The 26,766-nt window shown below is 68.9% G+C and carries 24 protein-coding genes; 16 read left to right on the forward strand and 8 right to left on the reverse strand.

Features of this window, described 5'->3' with window-relative positions:
* Window positions 1-124: 124 nt before the first annotated feature.
* Genes G7043_RS15510 through G7043_RS15525 form a run of 4 tightly spaced genes read left to right on the forward strand, consistent with a single transcriptional unit; the run spans window position 125 to window position 4,172 of the window.
* Window positions 125-1,390 carry an extracellular solute-binding protein gene (locus G7043_RS15510; RefSeq protein ID WP_166046299.1) on the forward strand — a complete coding sequence of 422 codons (1,266 nt, stop codon included), beginning with the start codon at window positions 125-127 and terminating at the stop codon, window positions 1,388-1,390.
* Window positions 1,390-2,364, forward strand: coding sequence for a carbohydrate ABC transporter permease (locus G7043_RS15515; protein WP_166046300.1), 975 nt, complete (start codon window positions 1,390-1,392; stop codon window positions 2,362-2,364). Before G7043_RS15510 ends, G7043_RS15515 begins: the two co-directional genes overlap by 1 nt.
* Window positions 2,364-3,176 carry a carbohydrate ABC transporter permease gene (locus G7043_RS15520; protein WP_166046301.1) on the forward strand — a complete coding sequence of 271 codons (813 nt, stop codon included), beginning with the start codon at window positions 2,364-2,366 and terminating at the stop codon, window positions 3,174-3,176. The genes G7043_RS15515 and G7043_RS15520 overlap by 1 nt, the downstream gene beginning before the upstream one ends.
* A gap of 3 nt (window positions 3,177-3,179) precedes the next feature.
* Window positions 3,180-4,172: an endo-1,4-beta-xylanase gene (locus G7043_RS15525; RefSeq protein ID WP_207311162.1), complete on the forward strand. Its 993-nt coding sequence runs from the start codon at window positions 3,180-3,182 to the stop codon at window positions 4,170-4,172.
* A gap of 51 nt (window positions 4,173-4,223) precedes the next feature.
* Here the strand turns inward: G7043_RS15525 and G7043_RS15530 are convergent, their stop codons facing one another.
* From G7043_RS15530 to G7043_RS15545, 4 genes are read right to left on the reverse strand one after another with little or no spacing between them, the layout of a single operon-like run.
* Window positions 4,224-8,339 (reverse strand): glycoside hydrolase family 38 N-terminal domain-containing protein, encoded by a 4,116-nt coding sequence (locus G7043_RS15530; RefSeq protein ID WP_207311163.1) that lies wholly within the window; start codon window positions 8,337-8,339, stop codon window positions 4,224-4,226.
* A 4-nt stretch (window positions 8,340-8,343) separates the two neighbouring features.
* Window positions 8,344-9,645, reverse strand: a complete 1,302-nt coding sequence (locus G7043_RS15535; RefSeq protein ID WP_166046302.1) for an ABC transporter substrate-binding protein — start codon at window positions 9,643-9,645, stop codon at window positions 8,344-8,346.
* Window positions 9,646-9,675: 30 nt separating this feature from the next.
* Window positions 9,676-10,506, reverse strand: coding sequence for a carbohydrate ABC transporter permease (locus tag G7043_RS15540; RefSeq protein ID WP_166046303.1), 831 nt, complete (start codon window positions 10,504-10,506; stop codon window positions 9,676-9,678).
* On the reverse strand, window positions 10,496-11,398 hold the full coding sequence (locus G7043_RS15545) for a carbohydrate ABC transporter permease (protein WP_166046304.1): 903 nt from the start codon (window positions 11,396-11,398) through the stop codon (window positions 10,496-10,498). Before G7043_RS15545 ends, G7043_RS15540 begins: the two co-directional genes overlap by 11 nt.
* A 331-nt stretch (window positions 11,399-11,729) precedes the next feature.
* On the opposite strand from G7043_RS15545, the gene G7043_RS15550 reads away from it, so the two are divergent.
* The 8 genes from G7043_RS15550 to G7043_RS15585 all read left to right on the forward strand — a co-directional run bounded on the left by G7043_RS15550 (window position 11,730) and on the right by G7043_RS15585 (window position 21,689).
* A complete protein-coding gene (locus tag G7043_RS15550) occupies window positions 11,730-13,697 on the forward strand; it encodes a hypothetical protein (protein WP_207311164.1) in 1,968 nt (655 codons plus the stop codon).
* A gap of 115 nt (window positions 13,698-13,812) precedes the next feature.
* Window positions 13,813-15,699: a phosphatase PAP2 family protein gene (locus tag G7043_RS15555; protein ID WP_166046305.1), complete on the forward strand. Its 1,887-nt coding sequence runs from the start codon at window positions 13,813-13,815 to the stop codon at window positions 15,697-15,699.
* A gap of 235 nt (window positions 15,700-15,934) precedes the next feature.
* Window positions 15,935-16,858 (forward strand): carbohydrate ABC transporter permease, encoded by a 924-nt coding sequence (locus G7043_RS15560; RefSeq protein ID WP_166046306.1) that lies wholly within the window; start codon window positions 15,935-15,937, stop codon window positions 16,856-16,858.
* Window positions 16,848-17,705: a carbohydrate ABC transporter permease gene (locus G7043_RS15565; RefSeq protein WP_166046307.1), complete on the forward strand. Its 858-nt coding sequence runs from the start codon at window positions 16,848-16,850 to the stop codon at window positions 17,703-17,705. The genes G7043_RS15560 and G7043_RS15565 overlap by 11 nt, the downstream gene beginning before the upstream one ends.
* Window positions 17,706-17,720: 15 nt before the next feature.
* Window positions 17,721-19,031, forward strand: a complete 1,311-nt coding sequence (locus G7043_RS15570; RefSeq protein ID WP_166046308.1) for an ABC transporter substrate-binding protein — start codon at window positions 17,721-17,723, stop codon at window positions 19,029-19,031.
* The gene (locus tag G7043_RS49880) at window positions 19,028-20,110 is read left to right on the forward strand and encodes a Gfo/Idh/MocA family protein (protein ID WP_166046309.1); all 1,083 of its coding nucleotides are present in this window, start codon (window positions 19,028-19,030) and stop codon (window positions 20,108-20,110) included. The genes G7043_RS15570 and G7043_RS49880 overlap by 4 nt, the downstream gene beginning before the upstream one ends.
* On the forward strand, window positions 20,107-20,982 hold the full coding sequence (locus tag G7043_RS15580) for a DUF6807 domain-containing protein (RefSeq protein WP_313887895.1): 876 nt from the start codon (window positions 20,107-20,109) through the stop codon (window positions 20,980-20,982). The genes G7043_RS49880 and G7043_RS15580 overlap by 4 nt, the downstream gene beginning before the upstream one ends.
* A complete protein-coding gene (locus G7043_RS15585) occupies window positions 20,976-21,689 on the forward strand; it encodes a cupin domain-containing protein (RefSeq protein ID WP_313887896.1) in 714 nt (237 codons plus the stop codon). Before G7043_RS15580 ends, G7043_RS15585 begins: the two co-directional genes overlap by 7 nt.
* A 150-nt stretch (window positions 21,690-21,839) precedes the next feature.
* Here G7043_RS15585 and G7043_RS15590 read toward each other — a convergent pair whose 3' ends face one another.
* Entirely contained in the window at window positions 21,840-22,415 is a 576-nt protein-coding gene (locus G7043_RS15590) for a CGNR zinc finger domain-containing protein (protein ID WP_166046311.1), read from the reverse strand.
* 50 nt (window positions 22,416-22,465) lie between these two features.
* On the opposite strand from G7043_RS15590, the gene G7043_RS15595 reads away from it, so the two are divergent.
* Both G7043_RS15595 and G7043_RS15600 read left to right on the forward strand, forming a co-directional pair.
* On the forward strand, window positions 22,466-23,155 hold the full coding sequence (locus G7043_RS15595; RefSeq protein ID WP_166046312.1) for a metallophosphoesterase: 690 nt from the start codon (window positions 22,466-22,468) through the stop codon (window positions 23,153-23,155).
* Window positions 23,156-23,175: 20 nt separating this feature from the next.
* Window positions 23,176-23,793 carry a LysE family translocator gene (locus G7043_RS15600; RefSeq protein WP_166046313.1) on the forward strand — a complete coding sequence of 206 codons (618 nt, stop codon included), beginning with the start codon at window positions 23,176-23,178 and terminating at the stop codon, window positions 23,791-23,793.
* Here the strand turns inward: G7043_RS15600 and G7043_RS15605 are convergent.
* Window positions 23,751-24,215: an Lrp/AsnC family transcriptional regulator gene (locus tag G7043_RS15605; RefSeq protein ID WP_166046314.1), complete on the reverse strand. Its 465-nt coding sequence runs from the start codon at window positions 24,213-24,215 to the stop codon at window positions 23,751-23,753. The two genes, G7043_RS15600 and G7043_RS15605, sit on opposite strands and share 43 nt — an antisense overlap.
* A gap of 94 nt (window positions 24,216-24,309) precedes the next feature.
* Here G7043_RS15605 and G7043_RS15610 point away from each other — a divergent pair, with 94 nt between their 5' ends.
* The gene (locus G7043_RS15610; protein WP_166046315.1) at window positions 24,310-25,137 is read left to right on the forward strand and encodes an LLM class flavin-dependent oxidoreductase; all 828 of its coding nucleotides are present in this window, start codon (window positions 24,310-24,312) and stop codon (window positions 25,135-25,137) included.
* Window positions 25,134-25,550, forward strand: a complete 417-nt coding sequence (locus G7043_RS15615; protein WP_166046316.1) for a nucleoside deaminase — start codon at window positions 25,134-25,136, stop codon at window positions 25,548-25,550. Before G7043_RS15610 ends, G7043_RS15615 begins: the two co-directional genes overlap by 4 nt.
* On the opposite strand, the gene G7043_RS15620 is transcribed toward G7043_RS15615, so the two are convergent.
* Window positions 25,547-26,032 carry a glutathione peroxidase gene (locus tag G7043_RS15620; RefSeq protein ID WP_166046317.1) on the reverse strand — a complete coding sequence of 162 codons (486 nt, stop codon included), beginning with the start codon at window positions 26,030-26,032 and terminating at the stop codon, window positions 25,547-25,549. The genes G7043_RS15615 and G7043_RS15620 overlap by 4 nt on opposite strands.
* 45 nt (window positions 26,033-26,077) lie before the next feature.
* Complete coding sequence (locus G7043_RS15625) at window positions 26,078-26,686, reverse strand: TetR/AcrR family transcriptional regulator (RefSeq protein WP_313887897.1); 609 nt, start codon at window positions 26,684-26,686, stop codon at window positions 26,078-26,080.
* Window positions 26,687-26,766 lie beyond the last annotated feature (80 nt).

Consider the following 26,766-nt stretch of genomic DNA (forward strand, 5'->3'; position numbering starts at 1 on the left):
AGGCTAGCCGTGTAAAACGTTATCGACAACGATTGACACGACGGTTTCGAGGGTGGAGTCTCACTGGCGTCTCACGCATCGTCACACCCCGTCCAACTCGGCCGACGTCGTCAGGAGTGGACCCATGCGTTCTGCAACCCTGCGTTCCGGGCGGAAATTCTCACTCGCCCTGGTCGCGCTGCTGCTGGCCGCCTGCAGCGGTTCCGGGGGAGAGGCCAGCGGACCCGCCACGCTGACCTGGTGGCACAACCGGACCACCGAGCCGATGAAGTCGGTCTGGCAGAAGATCGCCGACGACTACCACCAGGCTCACCAGGACGTCTCGTTCACGGTCGAACCGATCCAGAACGAGCAGTTCCAGACCAAGGTGCCGCTGGCGCTGCAGTCGAGCACGCCGCCGGACCTGTTCCAGCAGTGGGGCGGCGGCCAGCTCGCCGACCAGATCCGTTCCGGCAAGATCGCCGAGATCGCGCAGGCGCAGCTCGGCGAGTACGGCAAGGGCTGGCAGGTGAACGGCAAGCAGTACGGCCTGCCGTACCAGATGCACGCCGTCGGGTTCTGGTACCGCAAGGACCTCTTCACCCAGGCCGGCATCACCAGCCCACCGTCCACACTGGACGAGCTGAACGCCGCCGTGGCCAAGCTCAAGACCGCGGGCCTGGTCCCGATCGCGATCGGCGGCAAGGACCGCTGGCCGGACGCGTTCTACTGGGGCTACTTCGCGGTCCGGCAGTGCTCCATCGACGCGCTGAAGAACGCCGTCGCCAAGACGGAGCTCACCGACCCGTGCTTCACCAAGGCCGGGGAGAACCTCAAGACGTTCCTGGACACCAAACCGTTCCAGGACGGGTTCGTCGGCACGCCCGCCCAGCAGGGCGCCGGCAGCTCGGCGGGCATGCTCGCCAACGGCAAGGCCGCCATGGAACTGCAGGGCGACTGGGACCCGGACGTGATGACCGCGCTCACCGAGGACAAGCAGCTCGACTCGAAGCTCGGCTGGTTCCCGTTCCCGACGGTGCCGGGCGGGCAGGGCGACCCGAGCGTGCTGCTCGGCGGCGGTGACGGCTTCTCCTGCACCACCCGCGCGGCCAAGGCGTGCGAGGGATTCCTGCAGCACCTGGTCAGCGAGGAGATCCAGAAGAAGCTGGCCGAGACCGGTTCGGGCCTGCCCGTGAACCCGGCCGCGGTGGCGTCGCTCAAGACCGAGACGCACAAGACGATCTCCGAGCACATGGCCAAGGCGAAGCACCTGCAGTTCTACTTCGACACCGCGTTCCCCACCAACGTCGGCCAGGCGCTCAACGACGCGATCGCGAACTTCTTCGCCGGGCAGGGCGACCCGTCGACGATCACACAGTCGGTGAGCAAGGCAGCCGCCGGTAACAAGTGATGAGCACGGCAACCAGCGCCGCGACCAGCGCGCGCCCCCGGACCGCCCCCGCGCCGCACGCGCCGGCGGCCGGGGGCACCCGCCGGCGGTCCCGGACCCGCACCCGTCTCGAACTCGCACTGCTGCTGGGACCAGGTCTCCTGCTGTTCGCCGGCTTCGTGCTCGTGCCGATCGGCGTGGCCGGGTTCTACAGCCTCTACTCGTGGAACGGCTTCGGCCCGCTGACGGACTTCGTCGGCCTGCGCAACTACACCGACGCGTTGTCCGGTGCGGTGTTCCAGGGCGCGATCGGGCACAACCTGGTCATTGCCGTGCTCTCGATCGTCGTGCAGCTCCCGTTGAGCATCGGGCTCGCCCTGCTGCTCAACCGGAAACTGCGCGGCAGGACGTTCCTGCGGATGGTGGTCTTCGCGCCGTACGTGCTGTCCGAGGCCGTGACGGCGGTGATCTGGCTGCTGATGCTGCAACCCGGCGGGTTCATCGACGCGGTGTTGCGCGGGATGGGTCTCGGTGGCCTGGTCCAGCTCTGGCTGGCAGATCCGTCCATCGTGCTCTACACGTTGTTCCTGGTGATCACCTGGAAGTACATCGGGTTCGGCGTGATCCTGCTGCTGGCCGGCCTGCAGGGGGTTCCGGTGGAACTGCGCGAGGCCGCCGCGCTGGACGGCGCGTCGAGCTGGCAGATCACCCGCAACGTCGTCCTGCCGTTGCTGGGCCCGACGATCCGGATCTGGATCTTCCTGTCGGTGATCGGCTCGCTGCAGCTGTTCGACCTGGTCTGGATCATGACCCTGGGCGGGCCCGCCAACGCGTCCACGACGATGGCGACCTACCTCGTGGACCACGGTTTCAAGCGCTACGAGTTCGGGTTCGGCAGCGCGGTCGCGGTGATCCTCTTCATCATCTGCTTCCTGTTCGCTCTGCTGTACCAGCGGTTCGCGTTGCGCCGTGACACGGAAGGAGCGATCGGGTGATGCGCCGCAACGCCGTCGGCTACCTGGCCGCGTTCGCCGTCATCGGGGTCACGGTCGTTCCGCTGCTGTTCGTGGTGCTGGGCGGCTTCCGGACGACGGCGCAGATCAACGCGTCGCCCGCCGGGTTGCCCGGCCCGTTGGTGTGGGACAACTACGTCGCGGTGCTCGGCTCGGTGGAGTTCTGGAGGCTGCTCGGCAACAGCCTGCTGATCGCGGTGATCGCGACCACGCTGGCGGTCGGTCTCGGCGCGATGGCCGCGTTCGCGTTGTCCCGCTATGCCTTCAAGGGCCGCGAGGCGGTCTACACGTTGTTCACGCTGGGCCTGTTGTTCCCCATCGGCGTCGCCACGCTGCCGCTGTACCTGTGGCTGCGCCAGTTGGGACTGCTGGAAAACCCTCTCGGGGTCGCGATTCCGGAAGCGGCGTTCTCGCTGCCGGTCACGATCGTGATCCTGCGCCCGTTCATGCGGGCGATCCCCGGTGAGCTCGAGGACGCGGCCCTGCTCGACGGCGCCGCCAAGCTCGGGTTCTTCTGGCGGATCCTGCTGCCCCTGTCCCGTCCCGCGCTGATCACGGTGTCCGTGCTCGCGTTCGTCACGAGTTGGAACTTCTACCTGCTGCCGCTGCTCGTCTTCAACGACTCCGCCCACTTCACGCTGCCGCTGGGCGTGGCGATGTTCCAGTCGGAGCACACCCAGGACACCGCGAAGGTGCTCGCCTTCACCGCGTTGTCCATGCTGCCGGCTCTCGCGTTCTTCGTGCTCGCCGAACGACGGATGGTCGGCGGGCTAACGGGATCGGTGAAGGGATGAGAGATGTTCGCTCGATTAGCAGTGGCAACGGTGGCACTGTTGCTGGTGCCGGTGGTCCCGGCGTCGGCCGCGGGACCGTTGAAGGACAGAACGAACAGGTACGTGGGCAGCGCGGTGGCTGCCCAACCCCTGAACAGTGAGGCGGACTACCGGTCCGTGCTGACGCGCGAGTTCGACAGCGTCACGCCGGAGAACGAGATGAAGTGGGCCGTCGTCGAACCGAACCGCGGCCAGTTCAACTGGTCCGGCGCGGACGCGATCGTCAACTACGCGCGGCAGAACGGGAAGTCCGTGCGCGGGCACACGCTGGTGTGGCACAGCCAGTACCCGGGCTGGTTGAACAACCTCGGGTCGAGCGAGCTGCGAAGCGTGGTGCAGCAGCACATCAACACGGAGATGGGCCGGTACCGCGGCCGGATCCGCGCGTGGGACGTCGTCAACGAGATGTTCAACGAGGACGGCTCGCGCCGGCAGTCGATCTTCCAGCAGCGCATGGGCGACAACTACGTCGCCGACGCGTTCCGCTGGGCGCGCGCCGCCGATCCGTCGGCCAAGCTCTACATCAACGACTACAACACCGAGGGCGTCAACGCGAAGAGCAACGCCCTCTACAACCTGGTGCGCACGCTCAAGCAGCAGGGCGTGCCGATCGACGGCGTCGGCATCCAGACGCACCTGTCGATCCAGTACGGGTTCCCGACCAGCATGCGGCAGAACCTCGAGCGGCTCGCCGCTCTCGGCGTCGACATCGCGATCACCGAGGCCGACGTCCGCATCCCGCTGCCGGCCGACTCGACCAAGCTCAACACACAGGCGAACTACTACAAGCAGGTCTGGGACGCCTGCCACGCGGTTTCGCGGTGCGTCGAGTTCACCACCTGGGGCTTCACCGACCGCCACTCGTGGGTGCCCGGCACGTTCCCCGGTGAGGGCGCGGCCTGTCTGTTCGACACCAACCTGAGGCCGAAACCCGCGTACACCAGGATCAATCCGTAGCGGGAAGTCCGCCCAGCACACCGATTCGGCGGTGTGCCGGGCGGAACCGCACTACTGCCTCACGGTGATGGAGACCGAGGGGGAGTAGTACAACTTGCCGTGCGCGGTCACCCGCACGAGCGCCCACCAGTGCGCACCACGGCGCGCGGTGGCCGCGGCGGTGGCCGTCACGGGCACGGTGATCCTGCCTCCCGGCGGGACCACGAACGGCTGGGCCCGCGGGCCGATGGTGAGCTCGTCGCCCCAGGTGCCGAACGGGCTGATCACGGTGACCTCGCCGCGCACCTCGCTCTGCGTGCGGTTCTGCAACGTCACCGGCAGCAGCGAGTGCTCACCGGGGGCGAGCAGCAGCGCACCCGCCCTGAGCATGACCTCGACCAGGTCCCGTTCCGTGGTGGCGCCGGACACGACCTCGACGGTGTCCTCCAGCACCTGGCCGAGGTGGTCGCGGATGCGCGCGGAGTGCAGGTGCCGGCCCGGCCTGCCCTGCACGGTCGCGGTGAACTCGGCGTACTCACCGGCGGCGAGGTCGTAGTCCCACGACTGACCGCCGGTGAAGTCGAGGCGTCCCTTGGCAGGGGTGCCGCTGCAGCTGACGGTGATCCGGGCCTGGCCGGACGCGCCGGGGGCCAGGCGCATGAACGACGGGGTGACGTGCACGGTCACCGGCAGGTTTCCGACGGGAGCGGGGCCCGCGTTGTGCCGCCAGTATCGCGTGTAGACCGGTTGGACCGCTTCGACGGATTCGACGGCGGTACCGGGGAGCGCGGTGGAGGGCACCAGCCGCAGCGTTGCGACGTCGGCCGCCCCCAACGCCACCTCGGCCTGTCCGGAGTGGACGGTCAGCGGTTCGAGGTCGCGTTCCTCCAGCAGGTCCGTGCGGTGCGCCGCGTCCAGACCGCCGAACAGCGAGACCGACGCGGTCACCGGGGTGCCGGCTGACTCGTACAGCCGCACCGAGAGATCCGAGCCGTGGTCGTCGGTGCAGGACGCTAGCGGGTTGCCGCGCGTCTTGGCCGCCGTCAGCAGCACGCTCGGTGGTGATACGGCCAGCAGGCTCAGCGCCGCGGGCAGATCGCCCTCCGTCGCCGGCACCTGCAGGGCGTGGACCGGGTGGTTGACGTCCTGGCCGGCCAGGGCGAACCCCGCCTGCCGCCAGTCGCCCGCGCCGGAGACCAGGCTCAGGTCGAACGTGTGGGACCAGTGCTGCCAGGCGAAGCTCGACCCGTCCGGCACCGTGCGGCGGTCGCCGTCGATCCACACCTCGGCCGGCCAGCCGCTGCACGACCGCATGAGCGACACGTGCAACGTGCCGTCCGGTGCCACGACGAATCCCGGCGTGCCGCGGTTGACGACGGCCACCGAGTGGTCGACGGCGGGATCGGTGGTGCTGCCGGGCGCTTCGACGCACCCGTCGGCGAGGTCGTCGATCAGGGCGTCCACGTCGGTCACGATCAACACCGGCAGGTCCCGCGGACCGCGCAGGTCGGCGTTCGGCACCCACTGCTCCGCTCGCGGACGCACGGCGGGGACGAACACCCTGCCGTGGGCCTCGAGGGCTTCGCGGCTGCCTGCCGCGAAGGCCAGCACGGAGTTGGTGAAGTCGTTGTGCCCCACGACGATGCGCACGTCGGGAAGGTTGGAGTCGACGTCGAGCGAACCGTAGCGGGGGCCGGACGGCCGGGTGCACGTGGCCGTGACGCCCTTGGCGGCCAACGCGGCCAGCAGGGCCCGCCCGTCCTCGGCGACGACCTCGGCGATCCCGATGGCGTGCAGCACGCCGTCCGTCAGCCGGAGCTTCACCGTGGCGGAGAGGCCCGCCCAGGTGTGCGCCGGGCTGTCCAGCGTCCAGAGGTGTTCGGCGGCGTCGACGTCCGGGAAGCCGAAGGACCGGCCCACCGCGGCGAACCCGACCTCGGCCACCGGCAGCGCGCCGGGCAGCTCGAAGGCGAACCGGCTGCGCAGCAATCGGTCCTGGCCGATCGAACCGTCCACGAAGGACCGGACGTCGACGCGCGGCAGGCCGTGCCACAGCGTCACCCGCTGGGTGATCCGCAGATCGCCGAGGACCGTGCGGCTGACCAGGCGTTCGCCGATCGGGCTCGTCTCGGCGTGCACCTCGGCCGGTCCGGCGCTCACCCCGGGGCCCTTGGGCAGCAGGTGCCACGGTCCCTCACCCCACACGGGATGGCCGGGATGTTCTTCCTGCACCACGAACTCCGCCGCGAGACCGCCGGGACGCACCAGTTCGCGTCCTGCCTGACGGTCGTAGACGCTCCTCAACGCACCGCCTTGGGCCGGATCGGCTTCGACGATGAACGTGTCGGAAGCGATCGCCACGCCGTCGCGCGGCAACCAGGACGGCGGCACCGACGACGAGTCGACCACGCGGTACACCCGGTACCCGGTCGCCGGCACCTGCCGCGCCAGGAAGGTCAGCGTCAGTTCGAGCGTGCCGTCCGGGTGCCGGACCACGGCCTCGGTGACCGCGGCGACCTCCTGCCCGTCGGCGTCCCGGACGCGGGCTCCCCGGAAACCGGGCAGGCGCACCGTCACCGTGGCCAGGGCGTCCCTGGCGAAGGCCAGGGTGTTGACGACGATCACCGCCTCACCGGCCCCGGTCGTGTCGGCGCGGGCAGCCAGGTGCGTGATCGCGCCGGTCAGCACGGATCGGCCGAGCTCGTCCGCCTCCCGCCACCCGGTGAGCAGGTCGAGGTAGACCTGGTCGGACTCGGTGCCGGTGATGGCGTCGTGGTGCGCGCCGTAGATGAGCTGGCGCCAGGCCTTGTCCAGCGCGAAGGCCGGGTAGCCCGCGCCGAGCAACGTCGTGAGCGCCGCCATCCGTTCGCCGTCGAGGACCGCCACCTCGGCCGCGCGCTGCGCCTGCTTGGTGTCGATGTACGAGACGTCCTTGCCGGTGTAGACGGGGTTCATGTCCCTGGTCTGCGGGCTGAACGTCACCGACCGCGCCGAGGCGTCCGCGCGCACGGCGGCGAAGAAGTCGCGCGGCAGGCCGACCACGAACCGCGGCCAGACGTACTTCTCGTTCCAGGCCCGGTGGATCTGGGTGCAGAACCGCGACGGCACGTTGTGGTCGTGTCCCACCGGCAGCAACACGTTGCGGGTGGCCGCGACCTTGCGCAAGGTGCTGAACTGCCGGTACGCCTCCGCCATCGCCTCGTCCAAAGTGGACTTGCGCTCGATGTCCCAGCCGGCCACGTAGTGATCGGCCAGGTAGGCGGTGAGCACACCGCGACCGCTCGGTGAGATCCACTCGAACTCGGACGGGAACTGCATCCTGGTGATGTCACCGGTGTGCCGCTTGGCTCCGACGTGATGCCACGGTCCGCGTGCCCACACGCTCGAGTCGAGTCCCGCGTCGGCCATCAGTCCCGGATAGGACGGGTCGTGCCCGAACACGTCGAGCATCCAGGCGGAACGAGGATCCGCACCGAGCACGTCCCGTTGGAAGCCGACGCCGTACACGGCGTTGCGGACGGTCGACTCGGGATGGGTCAGGTTGGTGTTGGCCTCGTTGTAGTTGCCGCCGACGATCTCGATCCTGCTGTCGCGCAGGAACCGGCGCAGGTCGTGGCGGTCGCGGGGGAACGCGTCCCAGTGCGGCTTGAGGTAGTCGACCTCGGCGAGCACGAACCGGTAGTCCTCGTCCTCGCGGGCCGCGTCCAGGTGCGCGCGGACCAGGTCGAACGCCGAGAGCTGGAACGGCATCCGCTTGGCCTGCGCGCCCGGCAGGTCGAGCCACGTCTCGGTGAAACCCGCCTGGGTGTTCCACCACACCGGGTCGTAGTGGAAGTGCGAGACCATCCACATCGTCCAGCCGGTCTCCGCGACGGTCACCGTGACGTCCCAGGCCGCCGGCGGATCACCGTTCACCGGCGCGACGACCACGGCCGCCGGATACGACGTGCCCGCCGTGACCGGCGCGGAGAAGACCACGCCGACCTCGGCCTCGACGTCGCCCGGTCCCACCCGCACCGGTTGCGGCGTGCGGACGAGCGGACCGGAGATCCGCACCCACGCCGACTCGCGCCGCGGCACCGCGAGGGTGACGCGAACCAGCTGGCGTGGGGCGGAAACCGGCCCGACGAACAGATCCGTGCTCTCGACGAGGACTCCGGCACGATCTGACCCGGTGTTGCTCAGCACGGTGTTACTTGGCCCCGTTCAGTGCGGCCTCGGCGTCGCGGAAGTACTGCGCGACCGCGTCGGGGATGGACATCTTGCCGAACGCGATCTGCTTGGCCGCCGCGTCGAGCGCGGTCTTCGCGTCGTTGTACCCGGGAGGCGCGGTCGGTGCGGGCGGCAGCGCGTCCTTCGCCACTTCCTCGGCCGCGTACTGCGCGTAGGTCACGTCCCGCTTGTCGGCCGCACTCAGCGACGGCGTCAGGGTTTCCAGCGCCTTGCTCGACGGCGGGATGCCACGCGACAGGGCCATCGCCTTGATGGCGTCGACGTCGCTGATGAAGAAGTCGATCAGCTTGGCCGCGCCCTCGGCGTTCTTGCTCTTGACCGGGACGGACAGCAGCACACCGCCGCTGATCGCCTGCCCGGTCTTGCCGTTGCTGCCGCGCGGCACGATCACGATGTCCAGCTGGTGCTGGGTCAGCGGCGCCATCTGCGCGAGGCCCCAGCCCGTGGTCATGGCGATCTGCCCGGCGATCAACGGGTGGTTGCCGGTCGCCGAGTCGGTGTTGGAGAGCATCTCCGGCGGGCAGATGGCACCTGAGCGGCGCAGCCCGTCCCAGAAGGTGAACCACTCGGCCAGGTCGTCCTTGGTGAAGGCGAGCTTGCCCTCGGCGTTGTAGAGGTCCTTTCCCCGCTGGCGCAGCCACGGCTGCAGGGCGCCGGAGTCGTCCTTGGACGCGTCCAGCGAACCGTACTTGCCCTGTCCCATCGCCTTCGACAGCTCACCGGCGAGCTTCGCGAAGTCGTCCCAGGTCCAGGTGTCGGCCGGCACGGGGATCTTGGCCTGCTCGAAGACGGTCTTGTCGTAGAGCATGGGAGCGATGCCGGAACCGGACGGGACGCCGTAGGGCTTGCCGCCCACCGCTCCCGCCGAGCGCACCGCGGGGTACAGCGTGTCCAGGTGGATCGTGCCGGGGATGTACGACGACAGGTCGGTCAGCACGCCCTTGGCCGCGTAGGTGCTGACGAGCGCGGTGTCCATCTGGAAGATGTCCGGCGGGTTGCCGCCCGCGAACTCGGTGTTGAGCTTGTTGAAGTACCCGTCGTAGCCGGAGTACTGGGCATCCACCTTGATGCCGGTCTTCTCGGTGAAGATCTTCAACGCGGCCTGGTAGGCCTTGTTGCGCGCTTCACCGCCCCACCAACGGAACGTCAGCGAGTTGCTCGCCGCGCCACCACTGCTGGTCGGCGCGAAACCGCAGCCCGCGACCGAAGCCGCGGCCAGACCACCGGCCAGGCCGAAGAGTCCCCTCCTGGAAATGGACATGCGTTGTTCCTCTCTTGGCGGTGAAAGGCGTTACTTGATGCCGGTGGTGGCGACGCCGTCGACGATTCGGCGTTGTGCGGCGAGGAACACCGCGACGGTGGGCACGAGCGTGACCACGGACATCGCGAGCATTCCGCCGTAACTGGAGCCGCTGGCCCGGTCCACGAAGGCGTTGAGGCCCAGCGGCGCGGTGTAGCGGGCGTGGTCGGACAGGTAGACCAGCTGGCGCAGGAAGTCGTTGAACGTCCAGATGAACGTGAGGATCGTCGTGGTGATCAGCGCGGGCCTCATGAGCGGCAGGACGATGCTGAAGAACACCCGCACGTGCCCGGCGCCGTCCAGTGCCGCGGCCTCGTCCAGCTCGCGCGGGATGCCGCGGATGAACTGCACCATCAGGAAGATGAAGAAGGCGTCGTAGGCGAGCAGGTACGGCACCACCAGCGGCAGGAACGTGTTGATCCAGTTCAGCTGGTAGAAGATCGCGTACTGGGGGATCAGGGTCGCCTGGAACGGCAGCATCATCGTGCCGAGCATCACCGCGAACCAGAACTTCCGGAACGCGAAGTCCAGGCGGGCGAAGGCGTACGCCGCCACCGAGCAGGACGCCACGTTCGCGATCACCGTGGCGATCGACACCGTCAGCGAGTTGCTCAGGTAGACGGTGAACGACGTGCCGGTCGCCGTCCAGCCGTTCACGTAGTTGGCGAAGGTGAAGACGAGCGGCAGCGGGTTCATCGTGGTGAAGATCTGGTTCTCCGGCTTGAACGACGCGCCGACCAGCCACACCATCGGATAGATCATCGCCACCAGCACGAGCAGCAGCAGCGCGTGCGCCCGCCAGTGGTTGCCCTTAGTCCGCATAGTTCACCCACTTGCGCGCCGACCAGAAGTACACGGCGGTGAAGAGGCCGATCACGGCGAACAACACCCACGCCATCGCGGAGGCGTAACCCATCTGCATGCTGCCGAATCCCTTGAGGTACAGGTAAAGCGTGTAGAGCAGGGTCGAGTCGATCGGGCCACCCAGGCCACCGGAGACCACGTAGGCCGGCGTGAACGTCTGGAAGGCGTTGATGGTCTCCAGCACGAGGTTGAAGAACACCATGGGCGACAACAACGGCAGCGTGATCCGGAAGAACGTCGTGACCTTGCCGGCGCCGTCGATCGCCGCCGCCTCGTAGAGGTCCTGCGGCAACTGCTTGAGCCCGGCCAGGAAGATCAGCATCGGCGTGCCGAACTGCCAGGCCGACAACGCGACCAGCGTCCAGATGGCGTAGCGCGGGTCACCGATCCAGTCCGAGCCCTGCACGCCGAAGATGCCGAGGAACTGGTTGAGCAGACCCTCGCGGGAGAAGATCTGCCGCCACATCACCGAGACCGCGACGCTCGCGCCCAGCAGCGACGGCAGGTAGAAGGTCGCCCGGTAGAAGCCGAGCGCCTTCAGGCCGCGGTTGAGCGCGACGGCGACCAGCAGAGCCGCGGCGAGCTTGAGCGGTACAGAAGTGACGACGTAGATCAGCGTCACCCTGACCGACTGCAGGTACCGCTCGTCGGAGAACAACCGGACGTAGTTCTCGAACCCGATCCACTGTGGAGCGGTGAGCAGGTTGAACTTCGTCAGCGACAGGTACAGCGAGTACACCATCGGGATCAGCGTGAAGGCGAACAGACCGATCAGCCAGGGCGCCAGGAAGGCGTAACCGGCGAGGTTGTGCTTGTGCCGCTTGCGTTTGCGGACGGGTGTACCTGACATGTCACTCCTGGGACGTCATCGCTGGACCACGGGGTCTTGCCGATGCCACGCACGGCTTTCACAGTGGTCCGTCCCAGGGAGCTGGAAAGCGCTTTCCGGGACTGTAGGAACCGAGTACGGGCCTGTCAAGACGATCTATGGGAAACCTTGTTGCCTGCGGGATCGGCACGATTCGTGACTTGACGCCGACCGGGGCTGGAAGTTTACGTTTTAACCAACTAGGCGGGTCCCAGCCGCGCCGCACACGTGAACGAAGGAGAGGGAACGCACTCCGGCCACGCACGCCCATCTCCGTCACTGAACTCGGGCGAGCGACCCGCGAGGAGTATCGATGACCGCCGCCGCGGTGTATTTGCCGAGCCAGCACGCGAGCGTGCACGACCTGCCGGACGATGACGAACAGCTGCGCGCGGTGCTCGCGAGGGCCGTGTCCGCAGCGATCGGCCGGCAGCGTCCCGACGGCAACCTCGAAGACATCGCCGCTGTCGATGACATCGGTGACATGGCGCTGGGCGTCGTGTCGTTGCTGTGCCTGGCCTGGCACCGCGGTGACCGGCAGGACCCCGAACTGGCGGACGCCGTGCGGCGCGGCCTGGACTTCGTGCTGACCAAGAGGGTCTTCCGCACCGACAACCCCGGCGAGCCGTTCCTGCACGTGCGCGACAGCGGCCTGCCGTACGCCCGGTACGTGCTCGAGGCCGGAGAACATCCGTTCGGAGACTGGCCGAGCACCGTGTGGGCGCTGCTGCACGCGGTCAACGTGCTGGAGTTCGGCCGTGAGCTGATCACCGTGACCCAGTGGGCGGCCCTCGCGGACGTGGCCGCCGGCTTCTGGCGGTGGCTGACGGAAGCGAGCATGTTCAATCCACAGCAGACCGCGAACCAGGCGATCGGTGCCGTGGTGGGCGGTTTGACGCTGGGACGGCTGTTGTCCGAGAAGTCCATCGTGGACGACGCGATGTTCCTGTACCACAGCGAGGTCAGGGCCAAGCGCGTCGTCGACCGCGAGCTGCGGCTGCCGGTCGAGCACGGCGCCGGGCACGACCAGAACTACCTGCCGATCTCGCTCACGTTCCTGGCAAGGGCTTACCAGGTGAGTGGCGAGCAGTGCTTCCTCGACGACGGCGACGAGATCGCCCGGCACCTGGAGACGCGGCTGTCCGCCCGCGGGTTCGACTACGGCGGACCGCGCTACAGCGAGCAGCACTGCGGCTGCGAGGGCATGCTCGGCCTGCGGTTCTTCAGCGGCCGGATCCAGGCCGAGCTCGGGCGCTACCTCGGTGACCGGCGGGTCGCCTACTTCTGCGCGAACACGCCGGGCCTGCCGAGCGGGCACTTCGCGTTCACCACCGTGTGGTTCTTCCTCGACGAGAGCGAGTGGTACCGGACGCCGGCCGAGACGCCGGTGCACACCCGGTACTCGCTGCGGCACGGCAAGGTGTCGGTGTCGCTCACCGGGCAGCTGACCCCGTACCTGATCGACGCCGGGGACACCGCCGTGATCGAGTCGGTCGTGGACCACCAGCACGGCATCGGACCGCTGGTCAGCTACGCCGACGGCCGCAGGACGCTGCTCACCCGGCCGCTCGGCCCGGTCCGCGTGCGCGACGTCGTCGAGGGCGGACTCGGCGCCAAGCTGGTCACCAAGGCGGTCGTGAGCTGGAGCCAGGTCATGCTGTCGGTGCAGCAGCTGTACGTCACCGACGGCGAACGCCTGCATCTGATCGCCGTGCTGGATCGTGCGGCGCTGCCCGAGGACGCGGAGCTGAGCTTCCTCGCCGGCCTGCCCTACGCGACCGCGGAAGGGTCCCGGCAACGTCGCATCCGGACGGTGAGCGCGCCCGGCGGCAGTCCGTTCGACCTGGCGGACCCCTGGCGGTCGCTCACGACCGGCGGGACGCTGCTCGCCGACGGGCTCGCGCTCAGCGCGGCCGCCGGTCTGCGGGTGGAGAACCCGCCGGACGGCCCGGCGTTCTTCAACAACCCGCGGACCGCCGGCATGACCCAGGAGCAGTTGTCGTTCTGGCTCGGCGACGACCCGAGGGGCTACGGAAACCCCGACGCGGGCTGGCGTCGCGTGATCGCCACCAACCACGTGCTGGCCGATCCGATCGCCGAGATGCCGTACGGGCGAGCGGTGTTCGCCCTGTGCTACGGGCCTGAACCGGTCGAGTTGGACGTGTCCGCGGAAGAGGTCGTGAACGGCGTTCACGTGCGCACCCCGTTCTTCACGGCGGTGATCGGACATCCCGCGGGTGACGTGGGCGGCGAGCCGGTGCTGCGCCTCACCGCACGGTGAACTGTTAACGTTCACATCACCTCAGCTTCGAGTACGGTCACGTTCCGTTGCGTATTGTGCACCAAAATCCCCATGTCGCCACAGGTGTCCTCAACGGACCATTGGGAGCGTTAACATGACCACCGCCGCCGAGGGATTCGACCGCAGAGCCCTCTTGCGCCGTTCGGCGATGCTGTCCGCCGGCCTGCTGATCGGCCCGGCCGCACTGGATCGAGCACTGGAAGCGAGCGCCGCCGAGCTGCCCACCGGCGCGGCGCCCTTCGTCGACTCCTATCGCACGAACGTGCTGGCCAACCAGACACCGGAGACCAACGCCGCGGTGCGTGCCCTGTCCGGGATGCAGGACCTCTGGCGCACCGGCAGCAGCTGGGACAACGGCGTCGTGCTCAACCGGAGCGTGCTCACGGCCAACGTCCGCCACGTCGCGCGGATCACCGCCGCACGCACTGCCGACCAGGCCAAGCGAGCGTTCATCGTGGACCGTCAGCACCAGAGCTACAGCGCGATCGGAGGCCTCGGCCCGCTGGCCGACCTGTACAAGGCGGGCGCCAAGGCCGTCACCGGCATCACCTCGGCGCCGGACGGCACCCCGCCGTCCACTGTGGACGAGAAGCTGCCGCCGGACGCCCCGGCGGGATCGGCGCTCGGTGCGGGTTCGCCGGACTCCGCGCTGGGCCAGGTCGTGCTCCTGGTCAACACCCTGCGCGGGAACTTCGCCTCGGGAAACCCCTCCAAGTTCGCCTACCAGTACCCGCGGCCGTGGCGGCTCTCGGCGGACAGCGAGGTCGTGCCGACCGGCGAGACCGACGAGTTCGGGTACCCGGTGTACCGCACCGACGTCGTGGTCGCGCCGCAGTTGCTGCGCCAGCGCAGCCTCAAGCCGGCCGAGGACGGGGGCTACCCGAGCGGGCACACCAACGCGTTGCACCTGGCCTGCCTGGCGCTGGCCTACGCGATCCCCGAACGGTTCCAGGAGCTCGTGACCAGGGCGTTCGACCTGGCCGACATGCGGATCGTGGCGGGCATGCACTCCCCGGCGGACGTCATCGGCGGCCGGATCCTCGCGACCGCGCTCGCCGCCGCCACGCTCGCGGATCCGCAGAACGCGACGCTCAAGGCCGCCGCCAGGGCGCAGGCGAGCGAGTACTTCCGCCAGCAGGTCGGCGGTGACCTGTTCGGCCACGCGCACTCGGCCGGTACCGCCACCGACCCGTACGCCGACCGGGAGGCGAACGCCGCGCTGGTCGCGCCGAAGCTGACCTACGGACTGCCCAAGACCGGGCGCCGCGTCGAGATGACCGTGCCGAAGGGTGCGGAGGTGCTCCTGGAGACCCGGCTGCCCTATCTCACCGCGAACCAGCGGCGGGAAGTCCTGCGCACCACCGCGCTCCCGTCCGGGCACGCGCTGCTCGACGGCCCCGAACAGTGGGGCAGGCTCAACCTCTTCGCCGCGGCGGACGGCTTCGGCGCGTTCGACTCGGACGTGCGCGTCGAGATGGACGCCAACCGCGGCGGCTTCCACGCCGCGGACACCTGGCACAACGCCATCGGCGGCCGCGGGGGCCTGGTCAAGCGGGGCACCGGCGTCCTGACGCTGGCCGGTGTCAACAGCTACACCGGCGCGACCCGCGTCGAGGGCGGCACGCTCGTGGCCGGTTCGCCTGCCGCGCTGGGCAAGGGAGACGTCGAACTGCGTTCGGGCACCCTCCGGCTGGAGAGCGCGGTCCGGGTGCGCAGCTACCGCCAGGGCTCCGGCTCGACGCTGGCGGTGACGGTGCGCAAGGGTGCCTGCGCGCCGCTGACCGCCGGTCGCCCGGTCACGCTGGCGAGCGGCAGCACGCTGGAGATCACGCTGGAGGACGTGCCGGCGGGTGCCGTCGTCCCGGTGCTGGCCGCGCCCGTGCTGGTCGGCCGGTTCGCCCGGATCACCGTCGCCGGTGGTCAACGCCGTGTGCAGGCCCAATACACCCTGGCCGGCCTCTCGGTCCGCGTCCTGGCCTGACCCGCCCCGCCCGCTGTTGATGAGGGGAGCTTTCCTAAACCTGAGGTTTAGGAAAGCTCCCCTCATCAACCACCTGACCGGGTGACGGGAGGCCGGTCCACAAAGGACCTGCGTCGAAATCGGGTGGGGCCGTTCGACGATTTTGTTCGATGCTGTTCGACAGCGTTGCTTGACGCTCGGGAAGGCCCGATGCAGACTCCGGAAAGCGTTTTCCAGCCGACGGGGTCAGGAGTTCATGAGCGCTCTAGACGAACTGCGTCAGCTGCGCCACGGCAGCGTCCAGGTCCGCAAGCGCGACAACAAGGCGGCCTTCTGGTTCCTCGCGCCCTGGTTCGCCGGACTGGTGTTCATCACGGTCGGTCCGGTGCTCGCTTCCTTCGGTCTCGGCTTCACGAAGTACAACCTGATCCAGCCGCCGAAGTTCATCGGTTTCGACAACTTCGTGCGGATCTTCAGCGACGAGCGGTTGCACAACGCTCTGCGCGTCACTTTCACCTACGTGCTCGTGTCGGTGCCGTTGCAGCTGGCGTGCGCGCTGGGTGTGGCACTGCTGCTCGACCGGGGCATGCGCGGGCTCGCGTTCTACCGCTCGGCGTTCTACCTGCCGTCGCTGCTCGGGTCGAGCGTGGCGATCGCGGTGCTGTGGACCCAGGTGTTCGGTGCCGAAGGTCTGCTGAACCGCGTGCTGGGCTTCTTCGGCGTCGAGGGCAAGGGCTGGATCTCCGACCCGGACACCGCGCTGTCGACGCTCATCGTGCTGAACGTGTGGACGTTCGGCTCACCGATGATCATCTTCCTGGCCGGGTTGCGGCAGATCCCGGCGGTCTACTACGAGGCCGCCTCGATCGACGGTGCGAGCAGGTGGTCGCAGTTCTGGCGGATCACGCTGCCGCTGCTGTCGCCGATCCTGTTCTTCAACCTGGTGCTGCAGATCATCCACGCGTTCCAGTCGTTCACGCAGGCGTTCGTCGTCTCGGGCGGCACGGGAGGACCGTCCGACTCGACCATGTTCTACACGCTTTACCTGTACCAGCAGGGTTTCAGCCGGTTCGACATGGGTTACGCCTCCGCGCTGGCGTGGTTCCTGCTGCTGATCATCGCGGCGTTCACCGCGATCAACTTCTGGGCGGCGAAGTTCTGGGTGTTCTATGACGACTGATCTCCGCAACACTCGATTCGGCAGGCGGTTGGCCACGCCGGCCAAGCACCTCGGCCTGCTCCTCTTCGGGTTCGTGATGCTGTACCCGGTGCTGTGGATGATCGCGAGCTCGTTGCGGCCTGGCGACGAGATCTTCCGCAGCCCCGGCCTGATCCTCGACAGCCTGCAGACCGAGAACTACACCGAGGGCTGGAACGCGCTCACCCCGTCGTTCGGGACGTACATGCTGAACTCGGCGATGCTGGTGCTCGGCTGCATCGTCGGCAACCTGGTGTCGTGCTCGATGGCGGCCTACGCCTTCGCCCGGCTGAACTTCAGCGGCAAGCGGTGGTGGTTCGGCATCATGCTCGGCACGATCATGCTGCCGATCCACGTGATCATCGTGCCGCAGTACGTGCTGTTCTCCCAGATCGGCTGGGTGAACACGTTCCTGCCGCTGATCGTGCCGAAGATCCTCGCCACGGACGCGTTCTTCGTGTTCCTGATGGTGCAGTTCATCCGCGGCCTGCCGCGCGAGCTGGACGAGGCGGCGCGCATCGACGGCTGCGGTCACCCGCGGATCTTCGCCCAGATCGTGCTGCCGCTGATGAAACCGGCGCTCGCCACCACGACGATCTTCACGTTCATCTGGACGTGGAACGACTTCTTCACCCAGCTGATCTACCTGACGGACCCGGAGATGTACACGGTTCCGGTCGCCCTGCGCTCGTTCGTCGACTCGACCGTCGCGACGTCGTGGGGCTCCCAGTTCGCGATGAGCGTCGTGTCGCTCATCCCCATCTTCCTCGCCTTCCTCATCGGTCAGCGGTACCTCGTCAAGGGGATCGCCACGACCGGTGGCAAGTAGCAGAAGGGAACGGTCATGTTCAGAGGTGTTGGCCGCCGCACCGCGTTAACGGTCCTGGTGTCGCTGACCGCGTCGCTGCTAGCGGCGTGCGGCTCCGGTTCCGACGCCGGCGGGGACCTGACCGCGGAGCCGGTGACGCTGCGCTTCAGCTGGTGGGGCGCGGACGACCGGCACAAGCGGACCCAGCAGGTCATCGAGATGTTCCAGAAGAAGCACCCGAACATCACCATCAAGGGTGAGTTCAAGGAGTGGAACGGCTACTGGGACAGCCTCGCCACCACCATGGCGGCCAACGACGCACCGGACATCATGCAGATGGACGAGCTGTACATCGCTTCCTACGCCGAGCGCGGCGCGTTGCTGGACCTCAACGAGTCCAAGAAGCACCTCGACACCTCGAACTTCGACCAGAAGGCGCTCGCCACCGGCGCCGTCGACGGCAAGCAGTACGGGCTCCCGGTCGGCCTCGGCATGTACTCGATCATGGTCAACACCGATCTGCTCGCGAAGTACAACATCCCGGTGCCCGACGACACGAAGTGGTCGTGGGACGACCTGAAGAAGATCGGCGAGCAGGTGTCCAAGGCAGGCGGTGGTCAGGTCTTCGGCGTGCAGTCGCCGGGGATCAACGACGCGGCCGGGCTGAGCATCCGGGCGCGCCAGCAGGGCAAGGCGATGTTCGACGCGGAGGGCAAGGTCGTCCTGCCGCAGGAGATCGCGCGGGACTACTGGCAGTACATCCTGGACCTGGCCAAGTCCGGGATCGCGCCGTCGCCGTCGGTGACCATCGAGAAGGCCTCGGCCGGGCTGAACCAGTCGGCGACCGCGACCAACACCGCGGCGTTCGGTCTGTGGTGGAACACCCAGCTGACCGCGCTGACCGCGGCCAGCGGTGCCAAGCTGAAGCTGCTGCGGCTGCCGGGAGAGACGCAGGGCAAGGCGCACGGTGCCTACTACAAGCCGTCGATGTTCTGGTCGGTGTCGGCGCGCTCCAAGCACCCCGCGGAGGCCGCGGCGTTCGTGAGCTTCCTCGCCAACGACGAGGAAGCGGCGAAGATCCTGCTGACCGAACGCGGTGTGCCCGCGAACATGAAGATCCGCGAGGCGATCGCGGGTCAGCTCAAGGAAACCGACAAGGCGGCCAAGGAGTACCTCGACACCGTGCCCGTCAGCGACCCGCCCAGGATCACCCCGAACGGCGCCAGCACGCTCGACACGATCCTCAAGCGGCACACCGAGGACGTGCTGTTCGGCCGGACCACACCGGACGCGGCGGCGGCGTCGTTCATCAAGGAAGTCCAGGCTGAAGTGGACGCGGCGAAGTGAGGCGCGCGGCCATCGTCGGCACGGGCGCGATCGCGACCTCCCACGCCGAGGCGTTGCGGGCGGCCGGAGATCGCATCGAGCTGGTCGCGGTGGTGGACGTGGACGCCGAACGCGCCGCCGCGTTCGCCGAGAAGTGGAACGTGCCCCGCGTGCACCCCAGGCTGGCCGCGTTGCTCGACGAGGAACAGCTCGACGTCGTGCACGTGTGCACGCCACCGCGCTCGCACGTGCCGTTGGCGCTCGAATGCCTGGCCGCCAACGTGAACGTGCTCGTCGAGAAGCCGCCGGCGTTGTCGCTGAGCGAGATCGACACGTTGATCGCCGCCGAGCGGAACTCGACCGGCCGGGTCGCCACGGTGTTCCAGCACCGCTTCGGCCCGGCCGCGATCCGGTTGCGGCGGCTGCTGTCCGAGGGAGTGCTCGGCCGGTCGTTCGTGGCGAAGTCCGACACGCTCTGGTACCGCGGCGACGCCTACTTCGACGTGCCGTGGCGCGGGACGTGGGAGAGCGAGGGCGGCGGCCCGACGATGGGCCACGGCATCCACCAGTTCGACCTGCTGCTGTCCGTGCTGGGGCCGTGGCAGGAGATCCGCGCGGTCGCGGCCAGGCAGGCCAGGGACGTGCAGACCGAGGACGTGTCGATGGCGTTGGTGACCTTCGCCGACGGCACGGTCGCATCGGTGGTCAACTCCCTGCTCTCGCCCCGGGAGACCTCGCAGCTGAGGTTCGACTTCGAGCGCGCCACGGTCGAGGTCGAGCACCTCTACGGCTACACCGACGCGGACTGGACGGTCACCGCGGCGCCTGGCCACGACGACGTCGTGGCTCGCTGGCACGCGGAGCGGTCCGAGACGGTCAGCGGCCACGGGGGTCAGCTGGCGGCGTTCCTCGACGCGCTGGACAGTGGTGAGGCGCCGCCGGTGACGCTGGCGGACACGCGCACCACCATGGAGTTCATCGCGGCGCTGTACGCCTCGGCCTTCACCGGCACGGTGGTGAAGGCCGGCCAGATCGGCCCGGACAGCCCGTTCTACGCGACGATGGAAGGAATCGGTGCCCCATGGGCGAACGCCCGGTGATCACACGACAGGACGACGAGGCGCTCGTCGTGTCGGTGGGCGACGTCGAGCTCTTCACCTACGTGCACCGGCCGTCGACACCGGCGTTCGAAGGCCCGAAGCCCTACATGCACCCCGTGCGGACCCTGGCCGGCGACGTGGTGACGGCGTTCCGGCCGCACGACCACCGCTGGCACAAGGGGGTGCAGATGACCGCGACCGACGTGTCGGGCGAGAACTTCTGGGGCGGCGTCACCTACGTCCGCGACCAGGGGTACGTGGCGCTGCCGAACGTCGGCACCATGCGGCACGACGAGTTCGCGGTCGCCTCCTCCGACGAGCTCCGGGTGGACGAGTCGCTGTCCTGGTTCACCGAGGCCGGCGAGAACTGGGTGCGCGAGACCCGTTCCTTCACCGTGCGCGACGTCGAGGACGACGCCTGGACGCTGGAGTTCGCCACCACTGTGACGAACCTGCGCTCGGAACCGCTGGTCTTCGGCAGCCCGACGACCAACGGCCGTGAGCTCGCGGGCTACACCGGTTTCTTCTGGCGCGGCCCGCGTTCGTTCACCGAGGGCACGGTCATCGCCGCCGACGGCGGCTCCGGCCAGGAGATGATGGGCAAGGCCGCGCGCTGGCTCGCGTTCGTCGGCCAGCACGACGAGGTGGAGCGCTCGTCGACGATGCTGTTCATCGACCACCCGGACAACAAGAACACCCACTGGTTCGTGCGGAGCACCCCGTTCGCGGCGGTCAACCCGTCGTTCGCCTTCTTCGACACCGTGGAGGTGGCACCCGGCGAGTCGCTGAACCTGCGGTACCGGCTCGTCATCGCGTCCGGGGAGTGGGACCGCGAGCACCTGGAGTCCTATGTGGAGGCCCACCCGTGGTGACGCCTTTCCCAGGCGGCGTGGGCATCTCCGGCCTGCGCGTGTACGACTGGCCGACGGTGGACGGGCTGTGCGGAGGATCGCCGCACGTCCACCTCGCCTGCGCGGAGTGCTACTACGTGATCGCCGGCGAGGGCAGCGTGCAGACGCTGACCAGCCGCGGCTACGCGTCGACACCGTTGCGCGAGGGCACCGTCGCCTGGTTCACGCCGGGCACGATCCACCGCCTGGTCAACGACGGCGGCCTGCGAATGATCGTGGTGATGCAGAACAGCGGCCTGCCCGAGGCGGGCGACGCGGTGTTCACGTTCCCGCCCTCGGTGCTCGCCGACCCGTCGACGTACGCGGCGCACGCTCAGGCCGGCGACGAGGAGTCCGCCCAACGACGCCGCGACCTGGCCCTGGACGGGTTCCTGGAGCTGCGGCGCCGCGTTTCTGCCGGTGATCACGAGGCGCTGGAGGACTTCTACCGCTCCGCCGTGGGGCTGAAGCAGGACGTCCTGGACGGGTGGGAGAAGCGGTGGCGCGAAGGCGCGCTGGCGTCGGCCGAACGCACCGGCGTGCACCTGGACCGCTTGCGGGACGGCGACATCGGGCACCTCGGCGAGGCCGACGTGCACGTGATGCGGGCGGAGGGGCCACAGCGGTTCGGCATGTGCGGGCGGCTCGACGTGCACGACCCGGCGGACGGGAGATCGCCGCACGACTGATCGCCGCACGACTGATCACCGCACGACTGATCACCGCACGACTGGGCGGGGCACGGCGCGGCGCTGGTCAGGGCGAGCAGGCGTGGGGGCTGGGTGCGGGTGGCGGCCTCGAGGGTGTGCAGTGCTGCGGGCATTACCGGGCCGGTTCGGCTAATGCCGCTCGGCGAACCGCGCGACGCGGGCACGGTTGCCGCACGAAGCTTTGCACCACTGCTGGCGGCCGTGCTGCTGAACGAAGTACCGCACACACCGGGGCGCCTGGCAGGACCGCAGCCGCGGCGCGAGCGAGCCGGTGAGGAACTCGACCACCGACAGTGCCAGGGTGCCCTCGACGAGTGCCTGGTCTTGCGCCGAGGTGTGGAGCCCGCGCCGGACCCCGTGGTCGGTGATCGTCACGGCGACACCGGGTTCCAGCGTGTTGATCGCCGACTGCAGCACGGTTGCCGCGTCGTCGTCGCTCATTCGCCGGCTGCGTTCCACGCGGCTCGGCGGATGTGGCGAGACCGAGGCCGCGAACGCCGAACGTGCGGCGAACCGCAGGGTGCGCAACCGTTCCGCCTGAGCTGGGGAGCGTGGCGGGAGCCCCGGAAACCGTTGCGCGACCCAGGTGTTCACGCCCGCGTCGTCGGCGAAGAAGTCCGCTACGCCGCCCTGGCCGTCGTGCGCGATCGTGCTCACCAACGCGAGCGCCAGTTGGCCATCGGAACCGTCCGGCAGCGCGATCACGGCATCCTCCAGCTAACGGTTAATCGGAATTTACCGTTAGTCTAGCCGGCATGACGACCTTGCTGCACTTCAGTGACCCCCATCTGGACGGCTCGACGGAGCGGGCGGACCGGCTGCGCGCCGTGCTGGACCTGCTGCCGGTTTCTCGTCGGCCGGACGCGGTCGTGGTCACCGGCGACGTTGCCGACAACGGGGCAGCCGAGGAGTACGCGCAGTTCCGGGCCGTGATGGAGGATCGCGGGCCCTGGCTCGCCGTGCCGGGCAACCACGACGACCCGGTGTTGCTGGCGGGCGTGCCGTTCCTCGACGTCGGCGGCCTGCGGATCCTGGGGCTCGACGTGACGGTCGCGGGGGAGGACCACGGCGAACTGCGTGACGAGGTGGCCGAGCAGGCCGTGTCGCTCGCAGCGGACGCGAACAGCACTGTGCTCGCGTTTCATCAGCCGCCGGTGCGGATCGGTCACTCCTATGTGGACCCGATGTGCCTGCTCGACGCCGAACCGCTGGCCAGGTTGGTCGAGCGGATCGGGAACGTTACGGCGATCCTTTGTGGACACGTGCACACGGCGGCCGCGTCGTCGTTCGCCGGGGTGCCCCTGCTGATCGCGCCCGGCATCGTGTCCGCGCTGCGTCCCGATCCCGACCAGCGACCGTTGGTCGACCGGACGCAGCCGCCGGGCATGGCGTTGCACAGCTTCGAGGACGGTGTCGTCACGACGACGTTCCACTACGCGGGCTGACCGTGCGGCCGGAGGCGGTCGTGGGGTTCGCGCTCGCGATGGTGCCGATCGTCGTCACGCCGGGCGCGAGCTTCACGTTGATGGCGACGCACGCGCTGACGTCCCAGCGAGCCGTCGTGCGTCGGGTGGCCGGTGGCACGGCGCTCGGCATCCTCAGCCACGCGACGCTGGCGGGGCTCGGGTTGTCGATGCTCGTCATGCGGTCGGCTGAGCTGTACCGGACGTTGCAACTGGCCGGGGCCATCTACCTCATCGCGCTCGGTATCAACTCACTGCGCGCCCGCCCGCCCGAGCTCACGACGGAGCCAGGACGCGGGCTGCGCACCCGCACGGCGTTCGTGGCGAACGTGTTGAACCCCAAGGCGGCCGCCGTCTACCTCACGGTGGCGCCGCAGTTCCTGGACAGCGGCACGTTCACGCCGGCGAACCTGCTCGTCCTGGCGGGCGTGCACATCGCCCTGACCGCCACGTGGCTCGCCGTCGGAGCCGTCGCACTGCGGTCGCTGAGCCGCCGCATCCGGCGCGTCCCGTGGCGCGCAATCAGCGGTACCGGTGGCGTGGTGCTGATCGGGTTGGGGCTGAAGTCCTTGTGGGATCAGGGAGTGGTCTCCGGCGGCGGTGCGCTCACGCCCCGGTGAGCCATGCTCTGGCTGTAAACGATGTTCGTCGTCGTGCTCCCGAACGCCATCAGTTCGTCGACCACCTTCTCCAGGTGCGGCATCGAGGTGGCGGCGATCTTGAGGGTGTAGCAGTCCTCACCGGTGGTGCGCAGGCACTCCAGGATCTCGGTGCGTTCGGCGAGCAAGCGGTGCAGGGGCTGGTGCTGGTTGCCGGGGTACTTGAGGCGCACCACGGCCAGGACGCGGTAGCCCGCCTTGCCGAGGTCCACGGTGGCGCGGTAGCCGGTGATGATCCCGGCGTTCTCCAGGCGCTTGACGCGTTCGGTGGTGGCCGAGGCGCTGAGGTTCACCCGGCGGCCGAGTTCGGTGAGCGGGACGCGACCGTCCTGTTGCAGCTCGGCGAGGATCGCCCAGTCGGTCGCGTCGAGAGTCTCGGTCATTCCGCGAAGCTACCGTGAAATCCACGGCCCAGGACGCCGGATGCCGTGAACAATCCCTTCTGCGAACAAAGCGCCGGGTCATAGTCTTGATCACGTGTTGATCGGCGTGAACGTCCCGAACTTCGGACCCGGCACCAGCCCGGCCGTGCTGCGCGAGTGGGCGCGGACGGTGGAGGACCTGGGCTTCGACCTGCTCATGATGTCCGACCACGTGGTGGTGACACCGGACGTGGCCGAGCAGTACCCGGCACCCTTCTACGACCCGTTCACCACGCTGGCCTGGCTGGCCGGCGTCACCGAGCGGATCACCCTCGGCACGACCGTGCTGATCGCGCCGTACCGGCACCCGCTGCTGGTCGCCCGGATGGCGGCGAACCTCGCCGAGCTGAGCGGCGGCCGGTTGGTGCTCGGGATCGGCATCGGCTGGGCGCGTCAGGAGTTCGAGGCGCTCGGGGTGCCGTTCCAGCGCCGCGGGAAGCTGACCGACGAGCTGATCACGACGGTGCGCGAGGCGTGGCGCGACGAGGGCTACCGCGCCGGGCACATCCCGATCTGGGTGGGAGGGCAGAGCGACGGTGCCCTGCGCCGCACCGTCCGGCTGGGCGACGCCTGGCATCCGTTGCGGCAGACGCCCGACGGGTGGCGGGAATCTTTGGCGCGACTGGAAGAGGTGGCCGCCGCCGAGGAGCGCCCGCGGCCCGCGCTGGCGCCGCGCATCCTGCTGAGGCTGACCGACGAGCCGGTCGCCGACCGCAGGCTCGGCGAGGGCACGGTCGAGCAGGTCGTGGCGGACCTGGCCCGGCTGCGCGCGGACGGTGCGCACGCCGTGGTGCTGGACCCGTTCGTCGGTGACCCGGAGGAGACCCGGCACCCGGACGTCTTGTGGAACGCATTGGCTGAAGTACGAAAGGAACTCCGGTGAACGAAGAGCATCTGCGTCGCGCGATCGCACTGTCCGCCGAGGCGCGGGCGAGCGGCAACCCGCCGTTCGGGTCGCTGCTGGTCGGGCCGGACGGTGCGGTGCTCGCGGAGGAACGCAACTCGTGCCTCACCGACGACGACATCACCGCCCACCCCGAGCTGAAGCTGGCGAGGTGGGCGGCACAGTCGCTGGACGCGGAAACGGCGGCCGGGACCACCATGTACACGAGCTGCGAACCCTGCGGGATGTGCTCCGGGGCGTTGGCGCGGTCGGGCCTCGGGCGCGTGGTGTTCGCGCTCTCGGGCGACCAGCTGGGCGGCTTGAAGACGTTCGGCGGGTTCCCCGCGGTGCCGACCGACGGACCGCACCTGTACGACGAGGCGAAGGTGCCCGTCGAGGGTTACTACGACTAGCGCAGGGCCGCCTCGATCGCCTCGGTGATCATGGCGTCCTCGGGCTCGACCCGCGGCCGGAACCGGCCGAGCACCTTCCCGTCGCGCGACACCAGGAACTTCTCGAAGTTCCACTGCACGTCGCCCGCGGTCCCGTCGGCGTCGGGCTGCTGCGTCAGCTCCTGGTAGACGGGGTGCTGTCCGGGGCCGTTGACCTCGACCTTCTCGTACAGGGGGAACGACACCCCGTAGGTCGTCGAGCAGAACGTGGCGATCTCCTCGGAGGTGCCCGGTTCCTGCCCGGCGAACTGGTTGCAGGGGAAGCCGACCACGGAGAAGCCCTCCGCGCCGTACTTCTCCTGGAGTCGCTCCAGGCCGGCGTACTGCGGGGTGAGGCCGCAGCGTGAAGCGACGTTGACGACGAGGGACACCTTGCCCCGCAACGCGCTCAGGTCACCGGGCTCGCCCGCGAGGGTGGCGACCGGGATGTCGTAGATCTCCATGCCACCAACGTAGTTGACGGCCGCTCGTGGGGGAGAAGCCACTGCTCAGGCCGGGGGCCAGGTGGCCAGCGCGGCGTCGGCGACCTCCTGGAGTTCCGCGCGGCCGACGCCGCTGGCGGCCTGCACCGCGAGGCCGAAGGCCACGGTCATGACGTAGAGGGCGAGCCGCCGCGCGCTGGTGCCTTCCGGCAGGTCGCCGTCCGCGACGGCGCGCAGGAAGCGTTCCTCGAGACGGCGGCCGGCGTCGTTGCGCCACTCCACCAGGACGTCGTGCGCGGGTGTGCCGGCGTCTCCGGCGGCCAGGGCGCCCTGGACACCGAGGCACCCGGCCGGGCACTCAGGCCGGGTGGTGGTGCGCACCGTCCCGTTCAGGAACGCCGTCGCCACGGCTCGCGCGGTCGGTTCCCGCATCGCGCGCAGCCCGTAGGCGGCGGGTCCGTCGGTGTAGCGCTCCAGGGCTTTGCGGAACAGCTGCTCCTTGTTGCCGAACGCCGCGTACATGCTGGTTTTGGTGATGCCCATGGTGCTGGTCAGGTCGCTGAGGCTGGCGCCCTCGTAGCCCTGTTTCCAGAACACCAGCATCGCCTGCTGAAGCGCCTCGTCGGCGTCGAAGCCCCTCGGCCTGCCGACGACGGTGTTCCCGTGACCTGTCACGACCTCCAGGCTACCCCTTCGGTACCGATCGGTTCACAAGTGCTATGGTCGATTTCAGTACCGATCGGTACTGAACTTTG

The organism is Lentzea alba, assembly GCF_011067745.1.
Lineage (GTDB): Bacteria > Actinomycetota > Actinomycetes > Mycobacteriales > Pseudonocardiaceae > Lentzea > Lentzea alba.